The 25,636-nt window shown below is 37.1% G+C and carries 19 protein-coding genes and 3 rRNA genes; 16 read left to right on the plus strand and 6 right to left on the minus strand.

Features of this window, described 5'->3' with window-relative positions; all coding sequences use genetic code 11:
* Nucleotides 1-14 precede the first annotated feature (14 nt).
* Nucleotides 15-683: a beta-phosphoglucomutase gene (pgmB, locus tag BCELL_RS10240; protein ID WP_013488649.1), complete on the plus strand. Its 669-nt coding sequence runs from the start codon at nucleotides 15-17 to the stop codon at nucleotides 681-683.
* A 162-nt stretch (nucleotides 684-845) separates the two neighbouring features.
* On the opposite strand, the gene BCELL_RS10245 is transcribed toward pgmB, so the two are convergent.
* The gene (locus tag BCELL_RS10245) at nucleotides 846-1,037 is read right to left on the minus strand and encodes a hypothetical protein (RefSeq protein ID WP_013488651.1); all 192 of its coding nucleotides are present in this window, start codon (nucleotides 1,035-1,037) and stop codon (nucleotides 846-848) included.
* Nucleotides 1,038-1,273: 236 nt separating this feature from the next.
* Complete coding sequence (locus tag BCELL_RS10250) at nucleotides 1,274-1,555, minus strand: YqhV family protein (RefSeq protein ID WP_013488652.1); 282 nt, start codon at nucleotides 1,553-1,555, stop codon at nucleotides 1,274-1,276.
* A 264-nt stretch (nucleotides 1,556-1,819) separates the two neighbouring features.
* Between BCELL_RS10250 and BCELL_RS21590 the strand changes: the two genes are divergently transcribed.
* Both BCELL_RS21590 and BCELL_RS10260 read left to right on the plus strand, forming a co-directional pair.
* Nucleotides 1,820-2,746, plus strand: coding sequence for a M23 family metallopeptidase (locus tag BCELL_RS21590; protein ID WP_013488653.1), 927 nt, complete (start codon nucleotides 1,820-1,822; stop codon nucleotides 2,744-2,746).
* Nucleotides 2,747-2,788: 42 nt separating this feature from the next.
* Nucleotides 2,789-3,196, plus strand: coding sequence for a bactofilin family protein (locus tag BCELL_RS10260; RefSeq protein ID WP_013488654.1), 408 nt, complete (start codon nucleotides 2,789-2,791; stop codon nucleotides 3,194-3,196).
* Nucleotides 3,197-3,613: 417 nt separating this feature from the next.
* On the opposite strand, the gene BCELL_RS10265 is transcribed toward BCELL_RS10260, so the two are convergent.
* The 3 genes from BCELL_RS10265 to BCELL_RS10275 all read right to left on the minus strand — a co-directional run bounded on the left by BCELL_RS10265 (nucleotide 3,614) and on the right by BCELL_RS10275 (nucleotide 6,562).
* The gene (locus tag BCELL_RS10265; RefSeq protein WP_013488655.1) at nucleotides 3,614-3,913 is read right to left on the minus strand and encodes a hypothetical protein; all 300 of its coding nucleotides are present in this window, start codon (nucleotides 3,911-3,913) and stop codon (nucleotides 3,614-3,616) included.
* Between the two features lie 20 nt (nucleotides 3,914-3,933).
* Nucleotides 3,934-5,265 carry a hypothetical protein gene (locus BCELL_RS10270; RefSeq protein ID WP_013488656.1) on the minus strand — a complete coding sequence of 444 codons (1,332 nt, stop codon included), beginning with the start codon at nucleotides 5,263-5,265 and terminating at the stop codon, nucleotides 3,934-3,936.
* A 238-nt stretch (nucleotides 5,266-5,503) separates the two neighbouring features.
* Nucleotides 5,504-6,562 carry an acyltransferase family protein gene (locus tag BCELL_RS10275; protein WP_013488657.1) on the minus strand — a complete coding sequence of 353 codons (1,059 nt, stop codon included), beginning with the start codon at nucleotides 6,560-6,562 and terminating at the stop codon, nucleotides 5,504-5,506.
* 172 nt (nucleotides 6,563-6,734) lie between these two features.
* Between BCELL_RS10275 and BCELL_RS10280 the strand changes: the two genes are divergently transcribed.
* From BCELL_RS10280 to BCELL_RS10315, 8 genes are all read left to right on the plus strand, one after another.
* Nucleotides 6,735-7,574, plus strand: coding sequence for an SDR family oxidoreductase (locus BCELL_RS10280; protein WP_013488658.1), 840 nt, complete (start codon nucleotides 6,735-6,737; stop codon nucleotides 7,572-7,574).
* Between the two features lie 328 nt (nucleotides 7,575-7,902).
* Nucleotides 7,903-9,457 (plus strand): 16S ribosomal RNA (locus BCELL_RS10285).
* A 326-nt stretch (nucleotides 9,458-9,783) separates the two neighbouring features.
* Nucleotides 9,784-12,716: ribosomal RNA gene (locus BCELL_RS10290) — 23S ribosomal RNA — on the plus strand.
* A 69-nt stretch (nucleotides 12,717-12,785) separates the two neighbouring features.
* A 5S ribosomal RNA gene (gene rrf / locus BCELL_RS10295) occupies nucleotides 12,786-12,901 on the plus strand.
* The 16S, 23S and 5S rRNA genes sit together here, the layout of an rRNA operon.
* Before the next feature lie 1,387 nt (nucleotides 12,902-14,288).
* Complete coding sequence (locus tag BCELL_RS10300; protein WP_013488659.1) at nucleotides 14,289-14,537, plus strand: phage holin family protein; 249 nt, start codon at nucleotides 14,289-14,291, stop codon at nucleotides 14,535-14,537.
* Nucleotides 14,538-14,853: 316 nt separating this feature from the next.
* Complete coding sequence (locus BCELL_RS10305) at nucleotides 14,854-16,002, plus strand: FIST C-terminal domain-containing protein (protein WP_013488660.1); 1,149 nt, start codon at nucleotides 14,854-14,856, stop codon at nucleotides 16,000-16,002.
* Between the two features lie 16 nt (nucleotides 16,003-16,018).
* Nucleotides 16,019-17,026, plus strand: a complete 1,008-nt coding sequence (locus BCELL_RS10310; RefSeq protein WP_013488661.1) for a sensor domain-containing diguanylate cyclase — start codon at nucleotides 16,019-16,021, stop codon at nucleotides 17,024-17,026.
* Nucleotides 17,027-17,325: 299 nt separating this feature from the next.
* Complete coding sequence (locus tag BCELL_RS10315; RefSeq protein WP_013488662.1) at nucleotides 17,326-17,652, plus strand: hypothetical protein; 327 nt, start codon at nucleotides 17,326-17,328, stop codon at nucleotides 17,650-17,652.
* Between the two features lie 120 nt (nucleotides 17,653-17,772).
* Here BCELL_RS10315 and BCELL_RS10320 read toward each other — a convergent pair whose 3' ends face one another.
* Nucleotides 17,773-18,954, minus strand: a complete 1,182-nt coding sequence (locus BCELL_RS10320) for a DUF4317 domain-containing protein (RefSeq protein ID WP_013488663.1) — start codon at nucleotides 18,952-18,954, stop codon at nucleotides 17,773-17,775.
* Nucleotides 18,955-19,300: 346 nt separating this feature from the next.
* Here BCELL_RS10320 and BCELL_RS10325 point away from each other — a divergent pair, with 346 nt between their 5' ends.
* The 5 genes from BCELL_RS10325 to BCELL_RS10345 all read left to right on the plus strand — a co-directional run bounded on the left by BCELL_RS10325 (nucleotide 19,301) and on the right by BCELL_RS10345 (nucleotide 25,510).
* Complete coding sequence (locus tag BCELL_RS10325) at nucleotides 19,301-19,951, plus strand: SDR family oxidoreductase (RefSeq protein ID WP_013488664.1); 651 nt, start codon at nucleotides 19,301-19,303, stop codon at nucleotides 19,949-19,951.
* A gap of 215 nt (nucleotides 19,952-20,166) precedes the next feature.
* Nucleotides 20,167-21,420, plus strand: coding sequence for an acyltransferase family protein (locus tag BCELL_RS10330; protein WP_013488665.1), 1,254 nt, complete (start codon nucleotides 20,167-20,169; stop codon nucleotides 21,418-21,420).
* Between the two features lie 150 nt (nucleotides 21,421-21,570).
* On the plus strand, nucleotides 21,571-22,548 hold the full coding sequence (locus tag BCELL_RS10335) for a YbgA family protein (protein WP_041808846.1): 978 nt from the start codon (nucleotides 21,571-21,573) through the stop codon (nucleotides 22,546-22,548).
* A gap of 281 nt (nucleotides 22,549-22,829) precedes the next feature.
* The gene (locus tag BCELL_RS10340; protein ID WP_013488667.1) at nucleotides 22,830-23,255 is read left to right on the plus strand and encodes an SRPBCC family protein; all 426 of its coding nucleotides are present in this window, start codon (nucleotides 22,830-22,832) and stop codon (nucleotides 23,253-23,255) included.
* A gap of 38 nt (nucleotides 23,256-23,293) precedes the next feature.
* Nucleotides 23,294-25,510, plus strand: a complete 2,217-nt coding sequence (locus BCELL_RS10345) for an MMPL family transporter (protein ID WP_013488668.1) — start codon at nucleotides 23,294-23,296, stop codon at nucleotides 25,508-25,510.
* Nucleotides 25,511-25,636: the final 126 nt, after the last annotated feature.

The following is a 25,636-nucleotide window of genomic DNA, read 5'->3' on the forward strand; positions in this document are numbered from 1 at the left end:
AGGGACGTATATATATGAAAATACCATTTGAAGCAGTAATTTTTGATTTAGATGGTGTACTTGCTGATACAGTCGATTTGCATTACTTAGCAACAAAAAAAGTTGCTCTAGAAGAAGGTCTTCCATTCGATAGAGAAGTAAATCAAAAGTTGCAAGGGATGAACAGGTTAGCGGTTGTGGAACAATTATTAAAGAATAGTAAAAAAGAATATTCAGATGTGGAAAAACAGGAATTAGGTGAAAGGAAAAATGTATACTACAAGCAGCAAATTAGCAATTTGACAGAGAAAGATGTTTTGCCTGGTATGAAAGATTTCTTAGATCAATTGGTAAAAAATAAAGTGCAGTTAGCAATTGCATCGTCAAGTTCGAATGCAAAGACGACGTTATCTAAGCTAAACATTATAGATTATTTTGATTTCGTAGTGGATGTTGCGAAGGTAAAGAAAATGAAACCAGATCCAGAAATATTTCTTCAAGCGGCAAATGAATTACAAGTGCCACCCGAACGTTGTGTCGCCATAGAAGATAGTGAAGCGGGTATAAAAGCAATCATGCAAACGGAAATGTTTTCTATCGGTATTGGATTTTCTGAAGAAGTGAAGAAAGCGGATTGGCATGTTATCAGTACGAAAGAGATTACTTTTAAAAAGTTATTGAATCAATTTCAATTTAATAAGTAATGTTTAATTTGGAGGAGGGTGATGAAAAAGTTTTTTCTTTTTTATTACCCTCAAGTAATTTCTGAGCACGCATTACTTATTCATAATCGCATGTTAAATCATGCTATTTGTGGCGGTTACATGTTTGAGGAATAATTTATTCCTTATCTGTATTTCAAAAAATCAGTCTTTAATAACTGTGAAACCTTCCATTTGGGCTTCCTCAATTTTCCCCTCGGGTATTAATAGAATAACCTCATTAGATGGATCAGAAATGATGGCGTAGCCTTCTGTTACGAATTGCTTTGCGTGATCAATACTTCTTAATACTAAATCAACTGCATGTAGCTTTTCTGAAATGTTTTGTTCAAACATGAACATACCTCCTATCACAAAGTTATCCATTCTACATCATTGCTTACAAAAAAATATTCGTCTACGCGTTAAAATATTGTGCCAATATAATGAATATTTTTAATGTATTACAATTATTATAGACAAATAAAGAAATTATACAAGTCATGATCTCTTTAATTAATAAATAATTTACTATCAAATAGGAGGTAATGTATTTAATAAAAGTAATATTTATGGAAAGAGGTGTTTAAAGATCATCTTTTTAAACCTACTAATATTAATAAAACACCTAACGCAACTATAAGTAACCGGCTAAACGATATTTTATCTGCAATCCCTATCAGTCCAATGGTCATCGTTAATATTAATGTAATAGGTCCAACAATGGCAAGTACAGCATTGATAGCTAGTGCTTTTTCAATGCTGTTAAATTTCAACATTAGTAAAGCAGCAGTTAGTTCAAATGTGCCTGAAATCAACCTTAATACAACCATAGCGATTAAAGCTATTTCAATTGTTGCTATCCAATCTTTCATAACATCCACCCCTGTCCACTAATTCTTAAATAAAATATGATAGACCTCCAAAGAATATTACTCCGCGTCGCATGAAACTTTAAACTTTCAATTTTACGACTAATAAATGTTTAATATTAGTGTTTTTTACAAAATTTCATCTTTTGTTTACTAATGAGATTAGATAAAATGATAAATAGGTGCAACTAATGTCGAAATTGTATATTACTAGATTGTTATAAAGAAAGGAGGAGATCTCGTCTATTTGACGAGGAAGTACTTAATATGGGAAAAAATAAACCACGAAGTTGGACAATCATTCTCACTTCTGGAGCGCAATCACCATTGAGGCAATTTAAAATAAAGAAAAAGCTTTTTTATATGAGTTTCTTATTCATTTGTACACTCTTTTCTACAATGTTCATTTTATCTTTATTTTTATCTAATCAAGTTAACGAAATGAGTATAGAACAAGAGGAACTATATATAGCTCTATCTGAACGAAAGTCTGAAATTACGCAATTAAAAAATGAGTATAGTTTACTAGAGTCGGAAGCAATGGCGGTACAACAAACTATTGAAGAGTTTAAAGCTTTTGAGGAGAGACTTAGTGAGTTAGAACTAGACGTCCCTCAAGATGTGGAATCAGGAAGTGGGGGGATAGAGCATCCAGTTGAAGATAATGTTACATCCGAAAATACGATATCTAGTAGTCTAGCAAAAATACGTGAAGAATTACCAGCTCTCATCGATCAGTTTGATACCACGATAGAAAGTCTACTAGCTTATCAAGAAGAATTAAAGTCAATACCAACATTGATGCCAACAGAAAAAGGAAGAATATCGTCTGAATTCGGAGAGAGGAAGGATCCATTTACAGCCTGGACGTCATTTCATAGTGGTATTGATATTGCTGCTCCTCTAAACACCCCTATCTACGCTACCGCTAATGGAGAGGTTACCCTTGCTGATTGGCATGGCGGATATGGCAATACTATTATTATTGATCATGGGAACGGTTATGAAACTTTATACGCTCATTTGAATTACATTGATGTAGAGGTTGGAGACAATGTAAAAAAAGGGGATCACATTGGTGGTATGGGAACTACTGGAAGAAGTACTGGAGTTCATCTTCACTATGAGATATTGAGAGATGGAGAGCATATAGATCCATATATATATATGACATTTCATGAAAGTCAAGATTAATACATAGGAGGTGAAAAAGCCAGAAATTTATCTGGTGATAATATGTTTGCTAAGCAAAAAGAGGATAAAAAGTTAAATGAAATTACTACTATTATTGGTGAAGAAACGACAATTGAAGGAAAGCTGAACGTGGAAGCAAGTATCCGTATTGATGGAAAAGTGTTGGGAGAGGTATACTGCTTAGGTGATGTGACTGTTGGTAAAAATGGTTATATTGAAAAAAAGTTAGAGGCAAGAAACTTATTTATTGCTGGTAAAGTAAAAGGGACAGTTAAGGTAGAAAATAAAGTGCATATCTATGAAACGGGTAATTTTGATGGATCGTGTGAAATGAAAACCATTGTCATTGACGAAAAAGGTCAGTTTACAGGGAGTAGTATGATGCATAATGATTCGAATGAAAATTACGATAATGTAGTTGGTATGGAAGAGAAGTCAGAGGAAGCATAAGATAGTAAACGTCGTTAGAAAAAAGACTTAAAACTAGTTTTAAGTCTTTTCTTAATTAGGCACTTTTAATGCCTAGTTGATTCTCGTTAAGTGTGCAAACACCACTGGAAATTGCATTGCATAGAGGGAACTATATAAGGTAAAGATCAACTCTTTTCAGTTCCCTTTTAAAGCAATGCCCATATCCACAAGAGACTCTTCTTGAATACGCTCCTAGATGTCTCGACAGAACCAGAGTTAGAGCGAAATTGGCAGAGGAAGAGACAAAGAGATATGAAGTGAAAATCAACAACTAAGGGCAATATTTTTAAGTTAAAATACTAAGACTGTTAGTGAGTATGCTTTCATAATTTCTTAATAAGAAAATGGAAAAGACTTTTTCACTCATTTTTCAAAACTTAGATACAGAAGGGCTACTTACGATTTCTTCTTATTTTCACTCTCTTCTGATACGATAAATGCCAGGTCATCGTTGCCATAAATAGACAGTAGTTCTAAAATCATTTCATCAGATACTTCCTCTGATTCTTCTTTTTTTATCGCTTGTGATATTGCATCAATTAATAGTCGATTTTTTTCTTGGCCTGGATATGCTTTTTCATATATTAAATGAGGATCGAGTTCATTATTGATACACCATTGAACAAAAATTTGAATCATCATTCTTTCATCATTTTTATAGTTTTCAATTACTTTGTCAGTATTAATTTTATCCATGATGTTTCATAACCTCCTTATTAAATGAATTTAAATAAATATAGACAATAAACAGCTGTAGTTAGAACAATGGCTAGCACCAGTACAAATGGGGCATTTTGTCGTACAATTTTTACTGTTGGTTGTTTTGTTAAGTTTGACGCCATCAATACTTGCCCAGAAAAAGGAGAAAGTTGAGTTGCTAAAGTCCATGCTACTAATAGAACAAGTGCTAAATATTCCGCGCTTACACCAAATTTGTCTGGGCTTAATGCACTACCAATACCAATAACGATAATGACAGGGTGAATACCAATCTGTGCAAGTAAAATTGATAATACGACAATAAGAACTGTTAACACGAGCACTGAGTTAAATGAAGCATTAAAAAGTAAATTGGAAAGTATTTCACCAATTTTCGTTTCAGAAATAGCGAATCCGAAATAACCGGCACTAATAAATATCGCTAATTCATTCTTTAACTTATAGAAAGAATTGTTCACTTGATCAACAGCATCGTGTACGTAACTTGCTGTTTGTCTTGCGAGAACTGACCATATAAAAGGGAGTATGAGCGCAACGACTGAAACGATAATAATCATATTAACTGGTAAAAAATAATCTAGTAAAAAGGATAAAGAAATAAGCGTGATTGAAAAAAGGATAAACGGCATTAAAGAATGATGATCTACATCATTTACGCTTTTAGACACTGTTTGTTTTAAAACAGGATCATCATCGAATGCAATAGATCTAAACATTATGATAGAAACAAAAAAGTAAAGTATGGATAATCCTAGTCCATAAAGACCAATTTGGAACCAAGATACATCAAATACAACGAGTACTAATCCCACGTTGACGAAGTATGGTGACCACAGCATACAAAATCCAAAACCACGCATAATCGTTAAAGTAAGTTTCTGATCTTGATATGTAGGGCTACTTTCTTCTACAATTCGTTTTACAATTGCCATAGAACCTAAGTTTAATATAAAACCTATAGAAGAAGTTAATATAAAACTAAAACGATATGGCTTAAAATCCTTAAGTGATTGCTTATTCTGTACTTTATATTTTAATGTAGATAAGTAACCTGCAGTAGCCATAAAAGTAGCAATAAGGGGAACAAATAAAAAAAGAGATAATAAGTTTATATTTTGTCCAAATCCTAACACTGCAGTTTTTATATGTATCCCTTCTAAATAAAAGCATATACTGCCTAAAATAAATAAAGAAGCGACTATCAGATTATTTGTCTTCGGGATGTGGAATAATGTGAAAACTAATAATGACCCACCAAGTATACTGTATAACGTTTTAATGTGAATGTTAGGGTAAAATTGATCAATGATATATATGAAAGCTGTCACATAGGATAACCACCCTAAAGCGACTAATAAGTATTTATTATGCGTTATAACCACCCCATTATTTTAACTTTTATGACAAGTATCATTTTAGCATAATTGTAAAATAAACGTATTTCCAATGCTAATAGGGAGACTCAAGAAGTTGAATGTTTACCTATCGAGTTTCCCTAAATGAAATGTGCAAAGCCGGGTGGTCATAGTGGGCATATTGTAGTAGGTGTGCGGCAAATTTTATATGCTACGACTTTTGAACGCCATCTTCTTTAGGTATAGGAATTGTTTTGCCAATTAGAAATTTACTGAACGAGAAATATCCTAGTGCTTTTGCGATAATCACTGCACCTAAAACAGAATATATAAAGGAAAATATAAAATATATTACCGGATTTAAGTATCCTATTGGCTTAAGGAAATACAATAATATTTTATGAAGCAAGTAAATATTAAAGGAATATTTACTGATAATGTAAATAAACTTAGGTACTTTTACTCTATTCATCGTAACTAAAATAATAAAAAAAATGACGCTAACAGTGTAAAACAGCATATCTACTCTTTTAGACGAAACGACGTCTAGTATATGTGACCTTGTTAAAATGCATATAACAGAGATAAAAAGAAAAGGCAGAATATACATCATATATTTCTGTTGTTCAATGTGCGCTTTAAGTAACTTGAAATGTCTTCCGCAATAAAATCCAAGTACAAAATAAAATAACCACCCTAAAAAAGGGACCCAATAACCACGTAACCAAAAATATTCGCCTACTTTTCCTGCGATTGGCTCGGTAAAGTTAAAAATACTTAAGTAAATGGCATTGATGAAGAATGCGATTAACAAAACTTTTTTTGCAGGCCACTTTACCATATATTTATGCAAGGCCGCGTGTAAAATATAAAACTGGAAAATTATTAAAATGAAGTATCCGTGATAACCACCTAAAAATAAATTTATTAACCATTCATATAAGATATCCTTCAAAGAATTACTTACTAAAATGGCAAACACTAAGCCGATAAATATAAAAGGTATTAATAAAAACTTAACTCTTTTTATAAAAAAGTCTTGAGGTAATTTATTTGGATAGGAATGAGCCAATAATAATTCTGATATAAATATGAAAGTTGGGGTACCGAAAAATGCAATAAAACGAATCACTATTAAGAAATATTCTTCTAGTTGTGGTATAGATTCCTCATAGTTGCCAAGCGTAGTGTTTACACAATGAGTAACTGCTACAGCAAGACAAGAAATTGCTCTTAACCAATATGCCTCATTTATGATTGGCCGACCCACTCCATAGCACTCCCTTCTCGTTACGAAAAAGATCACATTAAGTACTAAAGATACTATTTCCGGAAACTGTTATATTTATAAGTGAAAGAAGATGAATAAAGATATAAAGGGGAAAACGCATAAATTGTCGAAACAACTTATCAGGGTAAAGAAAAATCGTGAGGAGAATAAGATGAATAAAGTTGTATTAATTACAGGTACTAGTAGTGGATTTGGTTATTTCATATCTCTTGAACTGGCTTCTAAAGGATATCAAGTTGTTTCTACTATGAGAAGCCTAAACAATAGTCAACAATTAAAGGAGGAAGCAAATAAAGTAGGATGTAAGAATAATATGGACGTTGTAAAAATGGACGTAACGATTGAAAGTGACATACGTGACGTAGTCCAATATATTAAAGAAAACTATGGTAAGATAGATATTTTAATAAATAACGCAGGATATTGCTTAGGTGGTATTTCAGAATTTATTACTGTTAAAGAGTGGGAACGACAATTCGCAACAAATTTATTTGGTGTAATTTCTGTAACAAATGCTTTTTTACCGATAATGAGAAAACAGAGGAGTGGAAAGATAATCAATATAGGAAGTATTAGTGGAAGGATAGGCTTACCTGGGTTATCACCATATGCTTCATCTAAATTTGCTCTAGAGGGATACAGTGAATCTTTAAGGTTAGAGCTACTTCCCTTTAACATTAGTGTGAGTATTATAGAAGCTGGATCATACAACACAAAGATATGGGAAAAAGCGATGAAAAATATTGATACAAAAGTGACGCATCATGATTATAGTAAATATTTAAGTACTTTATACAAGAATGCAGAAACCACATCGAAAAAGGCATCCAACCCAATAGAGGTGATAAATATTGTCCAAAAAATTTGTCGTAGTAAAAGACCGCGTTTAAGGTATATAGTTGGAAACGGAGTTAGATTGACAATTTTTTTGAAATCTATATTACCGTGGAGTTGGATTGAATATATGATTGGGAGGAAACTAAAAAATTAAATATCCACATATTACCATTGTACTTATTTGTCGAATTTGATATATTATTTATCCAGCCCGTTACTAAACGGCTTAGTTAAAAAAATATATGAATAAGCAATTGATTAAATGTAAAAAGTTGTTGACAAATGTTGTACTTAAGTGATATGATATAAAAGTTGCTAAAACAACAACATAAAGTTTTGACCTTTGAAAACTAAACAAAAAGCCAAGCGAAGTGGGATAGACACATTGGTCGTATATTCGATTGATGAAAGGATATCCCGTCAATAAGATTTAAAAATTAGCCAAAATTTGGCTTGATGTCAGAGACATCGAACTCAACAATTTTTTGGAGAGTTTGATCCTGGCTCAGGACGAACGCTGGCGGCGTGCCTAATACATGCAAGTCGAGCGGATCAATTAAGAGCTTGCTCTTATGAGATCAGCGGCGGACGGGTGAGTAACACGTGGGCAACCTGCCTTACAGACTGGGATAACTCCGGGAAACCGAAGCTAATACCGGATGATCAACGGAACCGCATGGTTCTATTGTAAAAGTTGGGAGCAATCCTAACACTGTGAGATGGGCCCGCGGCGCATTAGCTAGTTGGTGAGGTAATGGCTCACCAAGGCAACGATGCGTAGCCGACCTGAGAGGGTGATCGGCCACACTGGAACTGAGACACGGTCCAGACTCCTACGGGAGGCAGCAGTAGGGAATCATCCGCAATGGGCGAAAGCCTGACGGTGCAACGCCGCGTGAACGATGAAGGTCTTCGGATTGTAAAGTTCTGTTGTTAGGGAAGAACAAGTGCCATTCAAATAGGTTGGCACCTTGACGGTACCTAACCAGAAAGCCCCGGCTAACTACGTGCCAGCAGCCGCGGTAATACGTAGGGGGCAAGCGTTGTCCGGAATTATTGGGCGTAAAGCGCGCGCAGGCGGTCTCTTAAGTCTGATGTGAAAGCCCACGGCTCAACCGTGGAGGGTCATTGGAAACTGGGGGACTTGAGTGTAGGAGAGGAAAGTGGAATTCCACGTGTAGCGGTGAAATGCGTAGATATGTGGAGGAACACCAGTGGCGAAGGCGACTTTCTGGCCTACAACTGACGCTGAGGCGCGAAAGCGTGGGGAGCAAACAGGATTAGATACCCTGGTAGTCCACGCCGTAAACGATGAGTGCTAGGTGTTAGGGGTTTCGATACCCTTAGTGCCGCAGTTAACACATTAAGCACTCCGCCTGGGGAGTACGGCCGCAAGGCTGAAACTCAAAGGAATTGACGGGGGCCCGCACAAGCAGTGGAGCATGTGGTTTAATTCGAAGCAACGCGAAGAACCTTACCAGGTCTTGACATCCTCTGACACTCCTAGAGATAGGACGTTCCCCTTCGGGGGACAGAGTGACAGGTGGTGCATGGTTGTCGTCAGCTCGTGTCGTGAGATGTTGGGTTAAGTCCCGCAACGAGCGCAACCCTTGATCTTAGTTGCCAGCATTCAGTTGGGCACTCTAAGGTGACTGCCGGTGACAAACCGGAGGAAGGTGGGGATGACGTCAAATCATCATGCCCCTTATGACCTGGGCTACACACGTGCTACAATGGGTGGTACAAAGGGCAGCAAAGCCGCGAGGCCGAGCGAATCCCATAAAGCCACTCTCAGTTCGGATTGCAGGCTGCAACTCGCCTGCATGAAGCCGGAATTGCTAGTAATCGCGGATCAGCATGCCGCGGTGAATACGTTCCCGGGCCTTGTACACACCGCCCGTCACACCACGAGAGTTTGTAACACCCGAAGTCGGTGAGGTAACCTTTTGGAGCCAGTCGCCGAAGGTGGGACAGATGATTGGGGTGAAGTCGTAACAAGGTATCCCTACCGGAAGGTGGGGATGGATCACCTCCTTTCTAAGGAGCAGTTATTTTCTACAACAACTGTAGAAACATAAAGCTCATTACTTTCGAACTTCGCTTTGGACTTTTTGTTTAGTTTTGAGAGGTCATACTCTCAAAATAAAGTTGTTGTGCTCGCTGAACGCTAACGCGTATCAGCTCAAAAGACAGCACAACTACTTGATTATCGCACACTTGCGTGGTGCGATTTGTCCTTTGAAAACTAGATAACAAAAACTGATTTAAATGATCACCAGTAGATATCAATAGAAGTCTATTCTTCTAACGAAATCAACTGTGTGTCTTAGTTAAGGCAAATGTAAGACGCCACACTTTTTAGTGGTTAAGCTAGAAAGGGCGCACGGTGAATGCCTTGGCACTAGGAGCCGACGAAGGACGGGACGAACACCGATATGCTTCGGGGAGCTGTAAGTAAGCTTTGATCCGGAGATTTCCGAATGGGGGAACCCACCATCCGTAATGGGATGGTATCCATACTTGAATACATAGGGTATGAGAAGGCAGACCTGGGGAACTGAAACATCTTAGTACCCAGAGGAAGAGAAAGCAAATGCGATTTCCTGAGTAGCGGCGAGCGAAACGGAATTAGCCCAAACCAAGAGGCTTGCCTCTTGGGGTTGTAGGACACTCCACACGGAGTTACAAAGAAACAGCGTAGGTGAAGCGATCTGGAAAGGTCTGCGAGACAAGGTAACAGCCCTGTAGCCGAAACGTTGTTTCCTCCGGAGTGTATCCTGAGTACGGCGGGACACGTGAAACCCCGTCGGAATCCGGGAGGACCATCTCCCAAGGCTAAATACTCCCTAGTGACCGATAGTGAACCAGTACCGTGAGGGAAAGGTGAAAAGCACCCCGGGAGGGGAGTGAAAGAGATCCTGAAACCGTGTGCCTACAAGTAGTTGGAGCCCGTTAATGGGTGACAGCGTGCCTTTTGTAGAATGAACCGGCGAGTTACGATAACGTGCGAGGTTAAGTTGAAGAGACGGAGCCGCAGCGAAAGCGAGTCTGAATAGGGCGCCATAGTACGTTGTTGTAGACCCGAAACCGTGTGATCTACCCATGTCCAGGGTGAAGTCCAGGTAACACTGGATGGAGGCCCGAACCCACGCACGTTGAAAAGTGCGGGGATGAGGTGTGGGTAGGGGTGAAATGCCAATCGAACACGGAAATAGCTGGTTCTCCCCGAAATAGCTTTAGGGCTAGCCTCGAGGTGAGAGTATTGGAGGTAGAGCACTGATTGGACTAGGGGTCCCCACAGGATTACCGAATTCAGTCAAACTCCGAATGCCATTTACTTATCCTCGGGAGTCAGACTGCGAGTGCTAAGATCCGTAGTCAAGAGGGAAACAGCCCAGACCATCAGCTAAGGTCCCAAAGTATACGTTAAGTGGAGAAGGATGTGGAGTTGCTTAGACAACCAGGATGTTGGCTTAGAAGCAGCCACCATTGAAAGAGTGCGTAATAGCTCACTGGTCGAGTGACTCTGCGCCGAAAATGTACCGGGGCTAAACGTATCACCGAAGCTATGGATTGTCCTTACGGACAGTGGTAGGGGAGCGTTCCAAGGGCGTTGAAGCATGACCGGAAGGACATGTGGAGCGCTTGGAAGTGAGAATGCCGGTATGAGTAGCGAAAAGAGGGGTGAGAATCCCCTCCGTCGAAAGCCTAAGGTTTCCTGAGGAAGGCTCGTCCGCTCAGGGTAAGTCGGGACCTAAGCCGAGGCCGAAAGGCGTAGGCGATGGCAAACAGGTTGAAATTCCTGTACCACCACGTCACCGTTTGAGCAACGGGGGGACGCAGGAAGGTAGGGTAAGCGCACTGATGGATATGTGCGTCGAAGCAGTGAGGCTGACAAGTAGGCAAATCCGCTTGTCATAAGGCTGAGCTGTGATCGCGAGGGAAATTATAGTACCGAAGTTCCTGATCCTACACTGCCAAGAAAAGCCTCTAGCGAGGTGACTGGTGCCCGTACCGCAAACCGACACAGGTAGGCGGGAAGAGAATTCTAAGACGCGCGGGAGAACTCTCGTTAAGGAACTCGGCAAAATGACCCCGTAACTTCGGGAGAAGGGGTGCTCTATTAGGGTGTATGCCCGAGAGAGCCGCAGTGAATAGGCCCAAACGACTGTTTATCAAAAACACAGGTCTCTGCCAAGCCGTAAGGCGAAGTATAGGGGCTGACACCTGCCCGGTGCTGGAAGGTTAAGAGGAGGGGTTATCCTTCGGGAGAAGCTCTGAATTGAAGCCCCAGTAAACGGCGGCCGTAACTATAACGGTCCTAAGGTAGCGAAATTCCTTGTCGGGTAAGTTCCGACCCGCACGAAAGGTGCAACGATTTGGGCACTGTCTCAACGAGAGACCCGGTGAAATTATATTACCTGTGAAGATGCAGGTTACCTGCGACAGGACGGAAAGACCCCATGGAGCTTTACTGTAGCTTGATATTGGATTTTGGTACAACTTGTACAGGATAGGTAGGAGCCTTGGAAGCCGGAGCGCTAGCTTCGGTGGAGGCGTCGGTGGGATACTACCCTGGTTGTACTGGAATTCTAACCTCGGTCCGTAATCCGGATCAGGGACAGTGTCAGGTGGGCAGTTTGACTGGGGCGGTCGCCTCCTAAAAAGTAACGGAGGCGCCCAAAGGTTCCCTCAGAATGGTTGGAAATCATTCGTAGAGTGCAAAGGCATAAGGGAGCTTGACTGCGAGACATACAGGTCGAGCAGGGACGAAAGTCGGGCTTAGTGATCCGGCGGCACCGTATGGAAGGGCCGTCGCTCAACGGATAAAAGCTACCCTGGGGATAACAGGCTAATCTCCCCCAAGAGTCCACATCGACGGGGAGGTTTGGCACCTCGATGTCGGCTCATCGCATCCTGGGGCTGAAGTAGGTCCCAAGGGTTGGGCTGTTCGCCCATTAAAGCGGTACGCGAGCTGGGTTCAGAACGTCGTGAGACAGTTCGGTCCCTATCCGTCGCAGGCGTAGGAAATTTGAGAGGAGCTGTCCTTAGTACGAGAGGACCGGGATGGACACACCGCTGGTGTACCAGTTGTTCCGCCAGGAGCATAGCTGGGTAGCTACGTGTGGAAGGGATAAGTGCTGAAAGCATCTAAGCATGAAGCCCCCCTCAAGATGAGATTTCCCATCACGTAAGTGAGTAAGATCCCTCAGAGATGATGAGGTTGATAGGTCTCATGTGGAAGCATGGCGACATGTGAAGCTGAGAGATACTAATCGATCGAGGGCTTAACCAAACTTTACTAAGACGATCATTTAATCAGAATATGTTATCTAGTTTTGAGAGGATAAACTCTCATAAATAGTCCAGTGACGATAGCGGAGAGGTCACACCCGTTCCCATGCCGAACACGGTAGTTAAGCTCTCAAGCGCCGATGATAGTTGGGGGTTTCCCCCTGTGAAAGTAGGACGTTGCTGGGCAGATAAAGTCATTCTCAATAGAGAGTGGCTTTTTTTAATTTGTTTAGGGTATGGGCTTTTGTGTACCGAAGGCAGGATTTGTTTTGATAAATGTAGTGAAATGAAAGAGAAGTGTTCTTTTAGGGAGGGGCGCAATGATGCGTGAAATAGTGGTGGAAATAGAATAAAGTGATCATACGAGGCCAATGACACGCGAGAAAGTAGTGGGAATGAAATAAAGTGTGTCATACGAGAGTAATGAAACATGAAATCTTAAGAAAAATAAAATAAGGTGTATCATAAGCAAGCAATGCTACCCCAAAACTAAACCGGCACTTAACAAAGGTAATCATAAGCAAGCAACGCTACCCCAAAACCACCCCCGCACTCAACGAAGGTAATCATAGGCAAGCAATGCTACCCCAAAACTAAACCGGCACCCAACAAAGGTAATCATAAGCAAGCAATGCTGCCCGAAAAGCCAAACCTCACTCAACGAAGGTCATCATAGAGAAGCAATGCTACCCCAAAACTAAACCGGCACTTAACAAAGGTAATCATAAGCAAGCAACGCTATCCCAAAACCACCCCCGCACTCAACGAAGGTAATCATAAGCAAGCAATGCTACCCCAAAACTAAACCGGCACTTAACAAAGGTAATCATAAGCAAGCAATGCTACCCCAAAACCACCCCCGCACTCAACGAAGGTAATCATAAGCAAGCAATGCTACCCCCAAACTAAACCGGCACCCAACAAAGGTAATCATAAGCAAGCAATGCTGCCCGAAAAGCCAAACCTCACTCAACGAAGGTCATCATAGGCAAGCTACACTACCCGAAAAACAAAAAAACAATTCACGAAGTTCATCATAGACAGACAATGCTACTTGAAAAAGCAAAAACTACTTAATGAAAGTCTTCATAGTCAAGTAACGCAGCCACACATATTAAAAACTTATTCTAAATAAACAGCAAATACTAACCTCATCAACTTCTAAAACCGGACGAAGTAACAATCCTAAATAATACTCTAGCTACACTACATTTCTTTCCAATTATCATTAAACATTTAATATTTAATAACCAAAAATCATTTAAATCGTACTGTATACCCAAATAATAATTCCCGATATGTCTACAACTTAATAGCCATGTTCTAAATCATTGAAATCTCATCAAATTATTATTTTTTGCAAGCTTCATTAACCATTTAATTAAATGAAATTTAGTATTCTTTTATTTTTCACCTCAATTGACATTAGTAAGTATTCATACTCTAACACTTCTTTTCATACATATGCTGTTAATGGTTTCTGGAAGCCACTATATATAAGCTTTCAAAACACTTTTTGAACAATTATCATCAGAACTTCTTTTATGAAATCCTATTTAAGGAGAGGATATCAATGGAGCAAATGGTTGAGTATGTAATTGGCGAAGCTCTCATTTTAGTGCCAGTCCTACTTATTATTGGAAAAATAATAAAAGAAGCTCAATATGTCCCGAATAAATATATTCCATCAATACTTTTATGTATTGCATTGCTTTGTTCAGGATTTTTAATTGGATGGCATATTGAAGCTTTTATTCAAGGTGTATTAGTTACTGGAGTTGCTGTTTTCAGCCACCAAATTTATAAACAATCTACAAAATAGTTTTATCAAAGTAGAAAAATAAATATAACGTAATAGAGGGAGTCTCATAGACTATAAAGCATCTTGACTACACTATCCACATACCACAATAAAGACTCAAAGTATGCAAGTGATAGCGTCAAGGCTACGTATATTCATTCATTAAATGGTGGATCAGAAGGGAAAATACCCTGTTGATTCACCATTTTATTTTTTATATAAAAGCAAGATAAGATCGAATCTTATGTAAAAAATAGGTATTTATTACATAATAGGAGTATTGACCTATGCAATACCTATTTTTTATTATATATTTATATTAAAAAGGAGGGGTTGGATGTCTTCCTTCACATACGTTGGTGTAAGTACTGCAGATTCATGGGAAGTTGCTGGTAGAGAAGCGACTATTGAAGCAATGTCTTATATTACAAATGCAAATAAACCAAAAATGTTAAAGATCATGTATACCGAGGACGCAGAGCCTGATGATTATAAAGCGATCTACAAAGGTTTAAGATCTGTTTCTAATGATGTGATCGTAATTGGTGGTAGAGTTAAGTATTTGTATACCTCAAAAGGTGTTTTACATAAAGGGGTGGTAGTCGTTGCTTTAAATTGGGATGGAGAATTAATAGAACCGATTCTTTTTCACCGAGATTATGATTTAAATAAAATAGATGAGCAGTTTAACCAATCTATTAAATCGTATCAACATGACTATGAGGTTACAATATATACGTTGTGGTCTGGTTTTAATTATATGATGAATGTTGGAGAACAGTGGTACAATACATTTGGTCCATCAATTAATATATTTGGTGGTGGTTGTGTAGAGATTGCTATTGAAGATCAAGTATACTTTGATTATGGGGTTGCCGTTGCTTTTTTATCTAAGAAAAGGTTTGAATATGTACTTGGGCATGGTTGTCAGCCAGAAGGTCGTCCTTTAATGATAACACGTGCAGATAAACATAACATTTATGAGATAGATGGTATGAGTGCGACAGAAGTGTATGATCAGCTTTGTGATGACGTTACTGCGAAGCTTGGTAAAAAGAGGGATGAAGGTGTTGAATGGTCTTTTTCATTCGGTTATCCTACAGTAAATGGGGAGTATGTTCTTCAGGAGCCTGTAGCTATTAATAGAGAGAATGATAGTATTCAAATGTTTTTAGAAATTCCAGATAATAGTGTTGTTAGAATTTTAGTTGCGAGGTCAGATACTATTTTTAACAAGTCTGTACAATTAGTAGATGAGTATATGAATAAATTCGATAACACACCTAATTTTAATTTAGTGATAAACTGTGTTAGCCGAATGGACGCCTTAGACTACCAATTTCGTGAAAAAGAATTAGCGTTGTTTAAAGAGCATTTAGGCGATAATCATTTTGTCGGTTTCTCATCTATTGGAGAATTAGGAATTCCTAAAGGTATGCCTATATATAGTCATCAAAAGACGCTAATTATTTTTGGTGTTTCGTAATAAAGGGGGTATAAATTTGAATGAAGTCCCTAGTAATTTACTTCAAGCGTTAGAAAATGATATAACTCAAATCGCAATATTATATGATATATCTATGATCGTTGGTATTAATGATCGTGATCACTTAATGTCTTTAATATTAGATAAAGCAACGAGAACATTAAGTAGTGATATGGCTGTTGTTATTTTAAAGAATAATCATGTCTTGGAAGCCGTTTGTTCGAGAGGAGTTTTAATTAGCGAAGTAGATCGTTTACTTGGAGATGATTCTCTTCAATCAGACATTATTAACTTATGTGATAATGTACAAAACTCTCATTTCGTAAAGGAATCAACGGACGGTATTGACTTTGCTGGAACGAAGTATGCGACTTTATTGTTTCAGCCTATTAAATCCCAAGGTCATGTTTTAGGAGTCATTATTATTGGACGCCTCTTGAAATCAGGCTTCAATAGAGAAGAGCTTAAACTTTTCTCCTTATTAGCACAAAAGGCTTATGTTTCATTAGAAAATATTAAGTTAAGAGAAGAAGTATATTTACAAAGCATTACAGATGCTTTAACAGGATTATATAATTTTCGATATATAGAAAGTAAAATGAGTAAGACTCTACAAGATGCTGAAGAACGACAGCAAAATTTAACGCTTGTTCTTATGGACTTTTTACACTTTAAGGATGTAAACGACAGGCTTGGTCACAAAATGGGGAATCATGTTTTAGCGCAGTTTGGCAGCTTTTTAAGAGAGCAATTTCCAGAAAATGATTGCTGTAGGATAGGTGGGGATGAATTTTTAATCGTATTTGTAGATAAAACTCTCGAGGAAGTAAAGAGAGAGTGTGAGAAGATTAAATCATTTGTTCACCGTAAAAGTGTGAAAGATATAATATCAAGAGGTATAAATTTTGGTGTTGATGTTGGTTTTTCTCGTTATCGAGAAGATGGATATAATTACGGAGAGCTGTACAAAGTTGCTGATGCACGCATGTATGAAGATAAAGCGAAAAATAAGCGTGAGCAATAATGGTTGTTAATATGTTTACTAGAAAAAATGCTTCAACTCGCTCTTATATAGGGGCGAGTTTTTTTAATTGGATTTCTTATAACGGATAATAGGCATAGCAGCAACAAGCACTGAGACGGCTGCACCCATACGAGTTACGAACTTATTAGGTTATAAATAATCATATAGTTTTTTAATAAAAAATAAAATATAGTTGTTAGAAAATTAACACATTTGTTATGCTAAATATAATAAACATATTATTACTTTTATTTTAAATTCCATTAGCTGCTTAGAACTGTATTAAAGGAGAGAGCGATATGCTAAATGTATTTCGAATCGATTCTAGATTAGGGATTTCCATACCGAAATTAGGTAAACCGTGGACTGATTATTCATTGAAGGAACAATCTCAAATCTTATCTATTTGGGAAAAAGAAAGAGCAATCATTCCAGAAAAAATAAAGGAGATTGAAAAGATTGTTACTGTGAAAACGAAAGAATTGTTAGAGGAAAATGATGTTGATAAAATGAACGAATTAAATCATGTAATTATGAACTACGCAAGTATTATTAACGATCTCAATATTTGGTTTCGTATAGAGCCACAATTAACAGAAGAACGTGAAGAGGATATAGCAACTTAAATCATGTTGATTAATAATGTCTGTTTAGTACCGATTTAGTGGTTTTGTTGAGAAAAACTAAACTGGTAAAGTAACATCGTGACGTTCCTTACCAGTTAGTTTGTTTACTGTTAAAATAAATTATTCATGAGTCTGGCCATCTAATGCTTCTGGAATCATTGTGAAGCCTTCAATGACTGTATCCTCTTCTACTTCTATCATTAAGTAACGTTTTCCACTAAAGTGTATTTGTCTTACATAGCTTAAATCTTGTGGACTAATAGCAATTTTGGCAACCTTTGTATCTATCTTAATTGATTTTGATTTATACTTTGAGACGATACTACTTGCTTTTATTTCATACTTTTCATCATCTACGACTCTCTGGAACGCTGATTCTACTTTTTCCGTATTCACGTCTTTTACACCACTATTAATTAATACTCGCTCCACATCTTTATAGTCTAATTTTGGTGATTCTTCATCCTCATTTTCTTCTACAACACGGTTAATTTCTTCATATACATTAGATAGGGTAGAAGTATTTAATTTATCTTCCGATACACTTTTTACAATTTCTTCAAACACAATTTTATCATCTTGTGCTGTCATCGCATCTTCACAGTTTAAGATCTCTTCAATGAATTGATAATCTAGTTCATATGCTTTTGCAGCGGAATAAAGTACGTGATTGACATCTGCAACATTATCAGTGAAACATGGGAATAAAAAGCCACCGATAGGCGCGTTTAAATTTATAATGGGATCTACTACAATGTTATATTTGAATTCTTTCTCGACATAATCAAAAAGTAATTCCTTTTTGGGGTCTTGAGTTTTATTCATGCTACACAATATAAAAGAATGGGAATAAACAGCATCTCGATCACTTTCTTCAGTCTCTTCATTACTTCGCTTCACAGGTTTTAAATATTCTCCTCGAATAAACGAGACGACAATATCCATTTCATATTGTTTGTTTTTCAACATTTTTTCAACGATTTTAAGCATTTGTACTTTCCAATCGTCTACTTCACTGCTAAGTAATCCTTGGTGCAAAATTAACTGGCTACTATTTTCTGCATCACGTTTAAATTTTAATTCAAATAATTTCTCATCTAATTGACCAGCTAATAATTTTTTAAAGTTATTCATAAATAACTCTTGTTGGTCTTGATCAAGCATTTCAAATGGCTGACTTTGATGATGATAAATTTCACTTGATTCTTTCATAATATATACATTGAAAATATCCTTAATTTTAAGCAAGTCGTTTTCAACCTTAAATTGTTTACGAATATTGGCGATATCTTTTTTATTCATGTTCTTAGCACTCCTTAGAAGTAGTTGATTTGTAGGGGAATCTTATATTTACAAATCGATAATTGATGCATAGAAAGAGGAGAGTAAATACATAGATTTACCCTTTATTTTTATTAGGCATTCTATTATTTTAACATAGAGTTTGTAATAATATGAACGTTAATATTACGAAATATATTAGATAGTACGGCATTGGTGTTATTTTAACCGACCAGTAACTTCAACATCAATGTGGATTTCTGGACATTGTTCATTTTGTTGAGATACGATAGTCTTAAGGCTAAAAGAAATATGGGTATCTTATGATATGTATTCTTATTTGAAACTCATAGAAAGGGTGTAATATATGAAAATTCTTGTTGTAGGTGCCAATGGACAAATAGGAAAACATCTTGTTACTTTTCTTCAACAGAGTGAGGGTATGCAAGCAAAGGCAATGATTCGTAACGAACAACAGGCTGATTTTTTTGAATCTAAAGGAGCAGAGACAGTTATTGTCGATCTTGAACAAGACATTGATCCAATTGCTAACGCAGCTAAAGATGTCGATGCAATTGTGTTTACTGCTGGTTCTGGTCCACATACAGGAAAAGACAAAACGATTATGGTTGACCTTGACGGAGCGGTTAAAACAATTGAAGCAGCGAAGTTGGCTAACGTAAAAAGGTTTATTATGATTAGTTCCTTTGACACGAGACGAGATGCAATACAACATGCACCTGCTTCATTTGCACCTTATGTTGCAGCAAAACATTATGCAGATGATTGGTTAAGGCGAACAGATTTAGATTATACCATCATCCATCCTGGTGGATTAACTAACGAGAAGGGCATAGGACATGTGACTGTAGGAGAAGAAGTAGAAAGAGGAGAGATTCCAAGAGAAGATGTTGCACGTGTTATCGTTAATTGCTTAGAAAACAACGCAACGATCGGAAAGGAATTTCAGTTAATTACAGGCTCCACACCGATAAATAAAGCGATTGATGAATTATAACTTTTTATTAACTGTACGAAAAGGTATGAAACCTTTTTCGTACAGTTTTTTTTCAAATTAATGAATCATTATAATTTTTTGTTGTAAACGCATTCAATTTGAGTTAAAATTCATAGATTAGTGTTTGTTTTTATTTATCGTAGAAGGTGAGAGAACTCCTCAATGTTAGTAGGTTAATAGATCTCTTATCTAAATAGAAAGGAAAGTGAATGTAATTGAACAAAGGTTTAATGCCATCATATTTACTTGGAGCAGATGGGCTACGTGCCCTTGCCTGTTTAGCAGTTATTTTTCATCATTTAACACAGCGGTTAGCAATGCATAATCAAACTACTGTAGTGCAAGAGACGCAAGCATTTTTCTTACTAGGAAACGCTGGAGTAAGTGTGTTTTTTGTCCTTAGTGGTTTTCTACTTGCGCTGCCATTTTGGAAAAGCTATTTAGTAGGTGGAAAGTTTCTGGACATGAAGCACTATGTGTTTAGACGTGCGGTGCGAATTGTTCCCGGCTTTTACGCAGCTTTTTTCGTATCCGTTTTACTAGCATACATTTGGCAAGTAGAAACAGAATTTTCAATTGCAAGGTTGATAACAGGATTAACCTTTACTTCTGGTTTTCATTATACAACCTTTTTCCCTTCCGAGTTAAATGGTCCATTATGGTCGATTAGCTTTGAGGTGTTTAGTTATTTGCTTATGCCAATCTTTATGCTCGGCCTATTTTATCTAGGAAAGAAGCGCTCCTTTACAAAAGCAATTTCTTATTGGTTAGGTGTGATGGTGTTGATTCTCATTCTTAATCAAGGCGTGCATTTTTTATTTACACCTGATGAGGTTCAAAGAGGATGGGAGTATGGATTAATAGGCGGGGCGAAATTTTGGATCCCAAACTATAATCCAATCGGTTTTTTTGGTCAGTTTGCTATAGGTGTCATTGCTTCGCTCGTTACAGTTCATCTATTTAGAAGGACCGATCTCATACAGAGGTTTAAACAAAAAGGCGGCTTTGATATCGTTAGTGGACTTAGTTTAGCATTAGTATTTTTCTTTATTTTTCTGGTTAGACATTCAGGAGAATTTAGTTTAAGCATACAAAATCAACCTTACTATTTTCCAATTTTCCCAACGTTAATTGCGATCACCTTGTGTACTGCACCACTTTCACGTTTATTTGGAAAAATTCTTGATAATTTTCTATTTCGTTATACAGCAAAAGTGTCCTTTGGACTATACATTTGGCACTTTTTAGTCATCACTATGGTCGAAAGGTACTGGCAACCAACCTACGTACACATGGGTATGAGCGATTTCAATACATGGTTAGTAGTATCTATCGTAGTATTATTCATATCATATATCATTGCGACGTTATCTTATTATCTCATTGAAAATCCTGTACTAATATGGGCTCATAAAAGACAGCGACGCACAACTCAAAAAGAGCAAACGGTTAGAAAAGAGGCAATGTAATACTTATTGTGTGAGAAAATGTTTGCAACGTTTAATTTTAGGGGATTGAGTATAAACATTTATATTTACTTTTTTGAAATGTATGCAATATAATAACTCATGAAATAATATAAACGTTAAAATAATTTCTCGTTTGAGGTGGATAGCATGATAAAGGAATATGATAAGCCTGTTATAGTCATTAGTAAATGTTTAGGGTTTGATGCATGTCGTTTCAATGGAGATGTTGTGAATGATAAATTTATAGAAAAGCTATCTCATTACGTTACTTATTACACTGTCTGTCCAGAGGTGGAAATTGGTTTAGGAACACCTCGAAAACCAATACGTCTCGTTTCAACTAAGCCAAATGGTAATGTGAAATTAGTACAGCCAGAAACAGAGTTAGATTTAACAAATAAGATGCAACAATTTTCCACCCAATTTTTAGATTCATTAGAAGATGTCGATGGATTTATTTTAAAAAACCGTTCGCCTAGCTGTGCTGTTACTGATGCAAAAGTATTGAGCGATTCCGAAAGTCCTTCAACCATTAGGAAACAAGGAGGTATTTTTGGAGAGGCAGTGTTAGAGAGGTTTTCTCATTTAGCGGTGGAGGATGAAGGCCGGTTAAAAAACTATAAAATTAGAGAGCATTTTCTAGTTAAGCTTTTTACAATTGCCAGATTCAAAAGAATAAAAAGGAAATGTAATTTTAAGGATCTTCTACATTTCCATTCTAGTAATAAATACTTACTGATGGCTTATAATCAGTTGAAATTAAAGGAATTGGGACGTATTACAGCGAACGGGAAAAAGTATCGTGTCAAAGAGCTGTATGAACAATATGAGAAAATTTTATTAGATATATTAAGTGAAATGCCCACGCATAGGTCTCATATTAATGTACTTCAGCATATTATGGGTTATTTTTCTAAAGAATTATCTAAGGAAGAAAAGGTATTCTTTATGGAATTACTAGAGCAGTATCGTGAAAACATGGTACCGTTAAGTAGTCCGATTGGTGTGCTTAAGTCATGGAATGCAAGGTTTAAAAATGCTTATCTTGCAGCACAAACATTCTTCTCTCCATATCCTGAACAATTAATTGCAATCACAGACTCTGGAAAAGGAAGAAACTTCTCATAAAACTAATCAATTAAGAAATTTATCATGTTATCCTATTCCTATCTAGAAAACATTAAATAACTCATTTATTTCAATGAAAATCAAAACTTTGCAGCCCTCTGTTGTACTTAACGGAGGGCTTTATTTATGTCATGAGCATGATCATTGCATATTATAAATAAGTTTCGTATAGTTCTTGTATATATAATGTATAAAGATTTTAATATCAATTTTTTTATAAGTTTATTACATTAATAAAGCAAACTTTGCACGCATGGCAAATAAATAGGAGGATTGGCAGAATGTTTAAAGGATCATATCAATACAAGACGATATTACGAAAAGATATTGACGACACTTGGGAATTTTTTAGTTCTGCCGAAAACTTAGTCAAGATTACACGTTTTCCAATTGTAAAAGTGCTTTCATCGCCAAAAGTTGTCGAAGGGAATTCCATTCAATTACAACTGCATTTTATTTTGTTTCGACTGAGATGGACGTTAAAGATTAACAAGGTTAAAGAAAATCATCTATTTATTGATGAAGCCTTATCATCGCCATTCCCTTTTACAAAATGGATACATACACATACTTTTATTGAAAAAGAAGGTAGCACCATCATGTTAGATAAGGTTGAATATGAATCATACATACCTTCTTTTATTATTCGAGTAATGATGCATGGGATGTTTAGAAACCGAAAGAAGATGCTGAAGCGGTATTTCTAGAATGATATAAATAAAGTATATGAATGGAGATGGAAGTAATGGTGAAAGGGAAAGCGAACGCAATAGAAACATATGCTAATTGGTTTTCTAAAAAGCGCAGTAAATGGATTGTTCTCTTTTTGTGGATTGGAATTGCACTTCTGTTAAACTTAACTTTACCTCAAGCAAATAGTTTAATAGATGATAGTGCCGGAAATTTAGATAAAACGAAATCATCATCACAGGCAGCTGCAATAATAGATGAGGAGTTTTCAAGTGAGAGCGGTATTCCAGCATTAGTTGTCTGGCACAAGTTAAATGGAATAGAGCAATCTGATTTAAAGTATTTTCAAGAAATTGTTGAACATCTTACTGAAAATCCACTTCCTTATCAAGATATGGTACCTCCATTCCATAACATGCCACGAGAAGTACTGGAACAACAAGTTTCAGAGGACGGTACGACACTTATCCTACCAATTTTCTTTCAAAGTGGGGTAGATGCTGGGAAAATCGAACAAGATCTCCTGATGATGAGTGAACAAATAGAATCTATAATTGGGTTCAATCCCTTTGAAGTCGATGTACAATCGGGTGAGTTAAGTGCAAGGGTTAGCGGTCCCGCTGGAATATTGGTTGATGCTACGCAGCTTTTTTCAGCTGGTGACTTCTCGCTTACGATCATTACGTTTGTTTTAGTATTAACAGTACTGTTACTTATATATCGTTCACCAATTTTGGCCTTTATTCCACTCATTGGAGTTGCTTTTGCATATATGGTGATTAGTCCTATCCTTGGATGGTTAGCTTACCAAGGCTGGATCACTTACGACTCACAAGGAATATCTATTATGACTGTTCTACTATTCGGAGCGGGAACAGACTATTGTTTATTTCTTATCTCGAGGTTCCGATATTATTTAGAGCTCGAATCAAATAAATTAACCGCTCTTAAATTAGCTATAAGTGATAAGGGTGGAGCCATTTTAATGAGTGGCTTAACGACAGTTTTTGCTTTATCTTTATTATTATTAGCCGACTTTGGACCAATCCAAAGGTTCAGTATCCCATTTGTTGTAGCCATCTTCGTTGTTGCGCTATCTAGTGTTACGCTAGTCCCATCACTTCTTGCTGTATTGGGACGTAGGGCCTTTTTTCCTTTCATTCCTCGAACATTTGAAATGGAGAAGGAACGAGCAAAGCAAAAGGGGAAGCGATTTTCTGAAAATAGGAATCGCAAACAGTTTGGAGAGAAGGTTAGAAATTTTGTGATTAATAGGTTTAAAGTAGCAACTATAGTAACAACAATCGTACTAATAGCATTGGCTAGCGCAGTATTCCAAATAGAGTATACGTATGATACGCTATCTTCTTTTCCTGATGATATGCCATCAAAAGAAGGATTTGCTCTCATAGGAGACTCTTTTCATGAGGGACAGCTTGCGCCGGTGAGTGTTATTGTCGACACAAAGGGGCATGCGTTAGACTTAACCCAAACACTGGAAGAGCTTTCATATATAAAAAGGGTTTCCGATCCAGAAGAGGGTCAAAACAATAAGGACATAGTGATGATTAACGTAGAACTGGATATGAATCCTTACTCCAATGAAGCAATGGATGTAATTCCAGAGCTAAAAGAAGTAATGAGCAGCTCCCTTTTGTCTGCTGGAATTCAGGAAAGTAACACTCAGTATTGGATTGGTGGCCAAACAGCTGAGCAATATGAGATCCGAGAAACGTCAAATAGGGACGTGTTTGTATTAGTTCCCCTAATTATTGCCATTATAGCAACTCTCGTTTTTCTATACTTAAAGTCTCTTACAGCTATGTTGTATTTAACGATTACGGTCATCATTAGTTATTTCTCCGCTCTTGGTTTAGGGTGGCTTGTCATTCATTATCTTTTAGGTGCAGATGCGATTCAAGGTTTTATTCCGTTATACGTCTTTATTTTCTTAGGTGCACTCGGGGTCGATTATAATTTATTTTTGAAATCAAGTATATGGAAAAAAGCCCCTCACATGCCTTTAAAACAAGCTATTCAAGAAAGTGCTGCAGAAACCGGTCCTGTTATAAATTCTGCTGGTGTCATATTGGCTGGAACGTTCTCAGTATTAGCCACACTGCCAATTCAAATTTTAGTTCACTTTGGAATTATAACCGCTATTGGTGTACTAATTGATACGTTTATCGTTCGTCCATTCCTCGTTCCAGCGATAACAGCTTGGTTAGGCGAAAAAGCATTCTGGCCTGCGAAAAGAAAAGCTTTAAATTGATTTAACAACCAATAAAATGAATATAATGTAGTATTTTCATGAAGTTAATACAAAAAACGCTGTGTAAAATGTCCATATACTCTGGCTTGTGCAAAGGTGGTTAATTTTTTGGATAGCATTGTTTAG

This window comes from Evansella cellulosilytica DSM 2522 (genome assembly GCF_000177235.2).
In the GTDB taxonomy this organism is placed as follows: Bacteria; Bacillota; Bacilli; order Bacillales; family Salisediminibacteriaceae; genus Evansella; species Evansella cellulosilytica.

Coding starts and splice junctions, on each gene's coding strand:
- pgmB (WP_013488649.1), top strand. CDS start 15: ATGAAAATACCATTTGAAGCAGTAATTTTTGATTTAGATGGTGTACTT.
- BCELL_RS10245 (WP_013488651.1), bottom strand. CDS start 1,037: ATGTTTGAACAAAACATTTCAGAAAAGCTACATGCAGTTGATTTAGTA.
- BCELL_RS10250 (WP_013488652.1), bottom strand. CDS start 1,555: ATGAAAGATTGGATAGCAACAATTGAAATAGCTTTAATCGCTATGGTT.
- BCELL_RS21590 (WP_013488653.1), top strand. CDS start 1,820: ATGGGAAAAAATAAACCACGAAGTTGGACAATCATTCTCACTTCTGGA.
- BCELL_RS10260 (WP_013488654.1), top strand. CDS start 2,789: ATGTTTGCTAAGCAAAAAGAGGATAAAAAGTTAAATGAAATTACTACT.
- BCELL_RS10265 (WP_013488655.1), bottom strand. CDS start 3,913: ATGGATAAAATTAATACTGACAAAGTAATTGAAAACTATAAAAATGAT.
- BCELL_RS10280 (WP_013488658.1), top strand. CDS start 6,735: ATGAATAAAGTTGTATTAATTACAGGTACTAGTAGTGGATTTGGTTAT.
- BCELL_RS10300 (WP_013488659.1), top strand. CDS start 14,289: ATGGAGCAAATGGTTGAGTATGTAATTGGCGAAGCTCTCATTTTAGTG.
- BCELL_RS10305 (WP_013488660.1), top strand. CDS start 14,854: ATGTCTTCCTTCACATACGTTGGTGTAAGTACTGCAGATTCATGGGAA.
- BCELL_RS10315 (WP_013488662.1), top strand. CDS start 17,326: ATGCTAAATGTATTTCGAATCGATTCTAGATTAGGGATTTCCATACCG.
- BCELL_RS10320 (WP_013488663.1), bottom strand. CDS start 18,954: ATGAATAAAAAAGATATCGCCAATATTCGTAAACAATTTAAGGTTGAA.
- BCELL_RS10325 (WP_013488664.1), top strand. CDS start 19,301: ATGAAAATTCTTGTTGTAGGTGCCAATGGACAAATAGGAAAACATCTT.
- BCELL_RS10340 (WP_013488667.1), top strand. CDS start 22,830: ATGTTTAAAGGATCATATCAATACAAGACGATATTACGAAAAGATATT.
- BCELL_RS10345 (WP_013488668.1), top strand. CDS start 23,294: ATGGTGAAAGGGAAAGCGAACGCAATAGAAACATATGCTAATTGGTTT.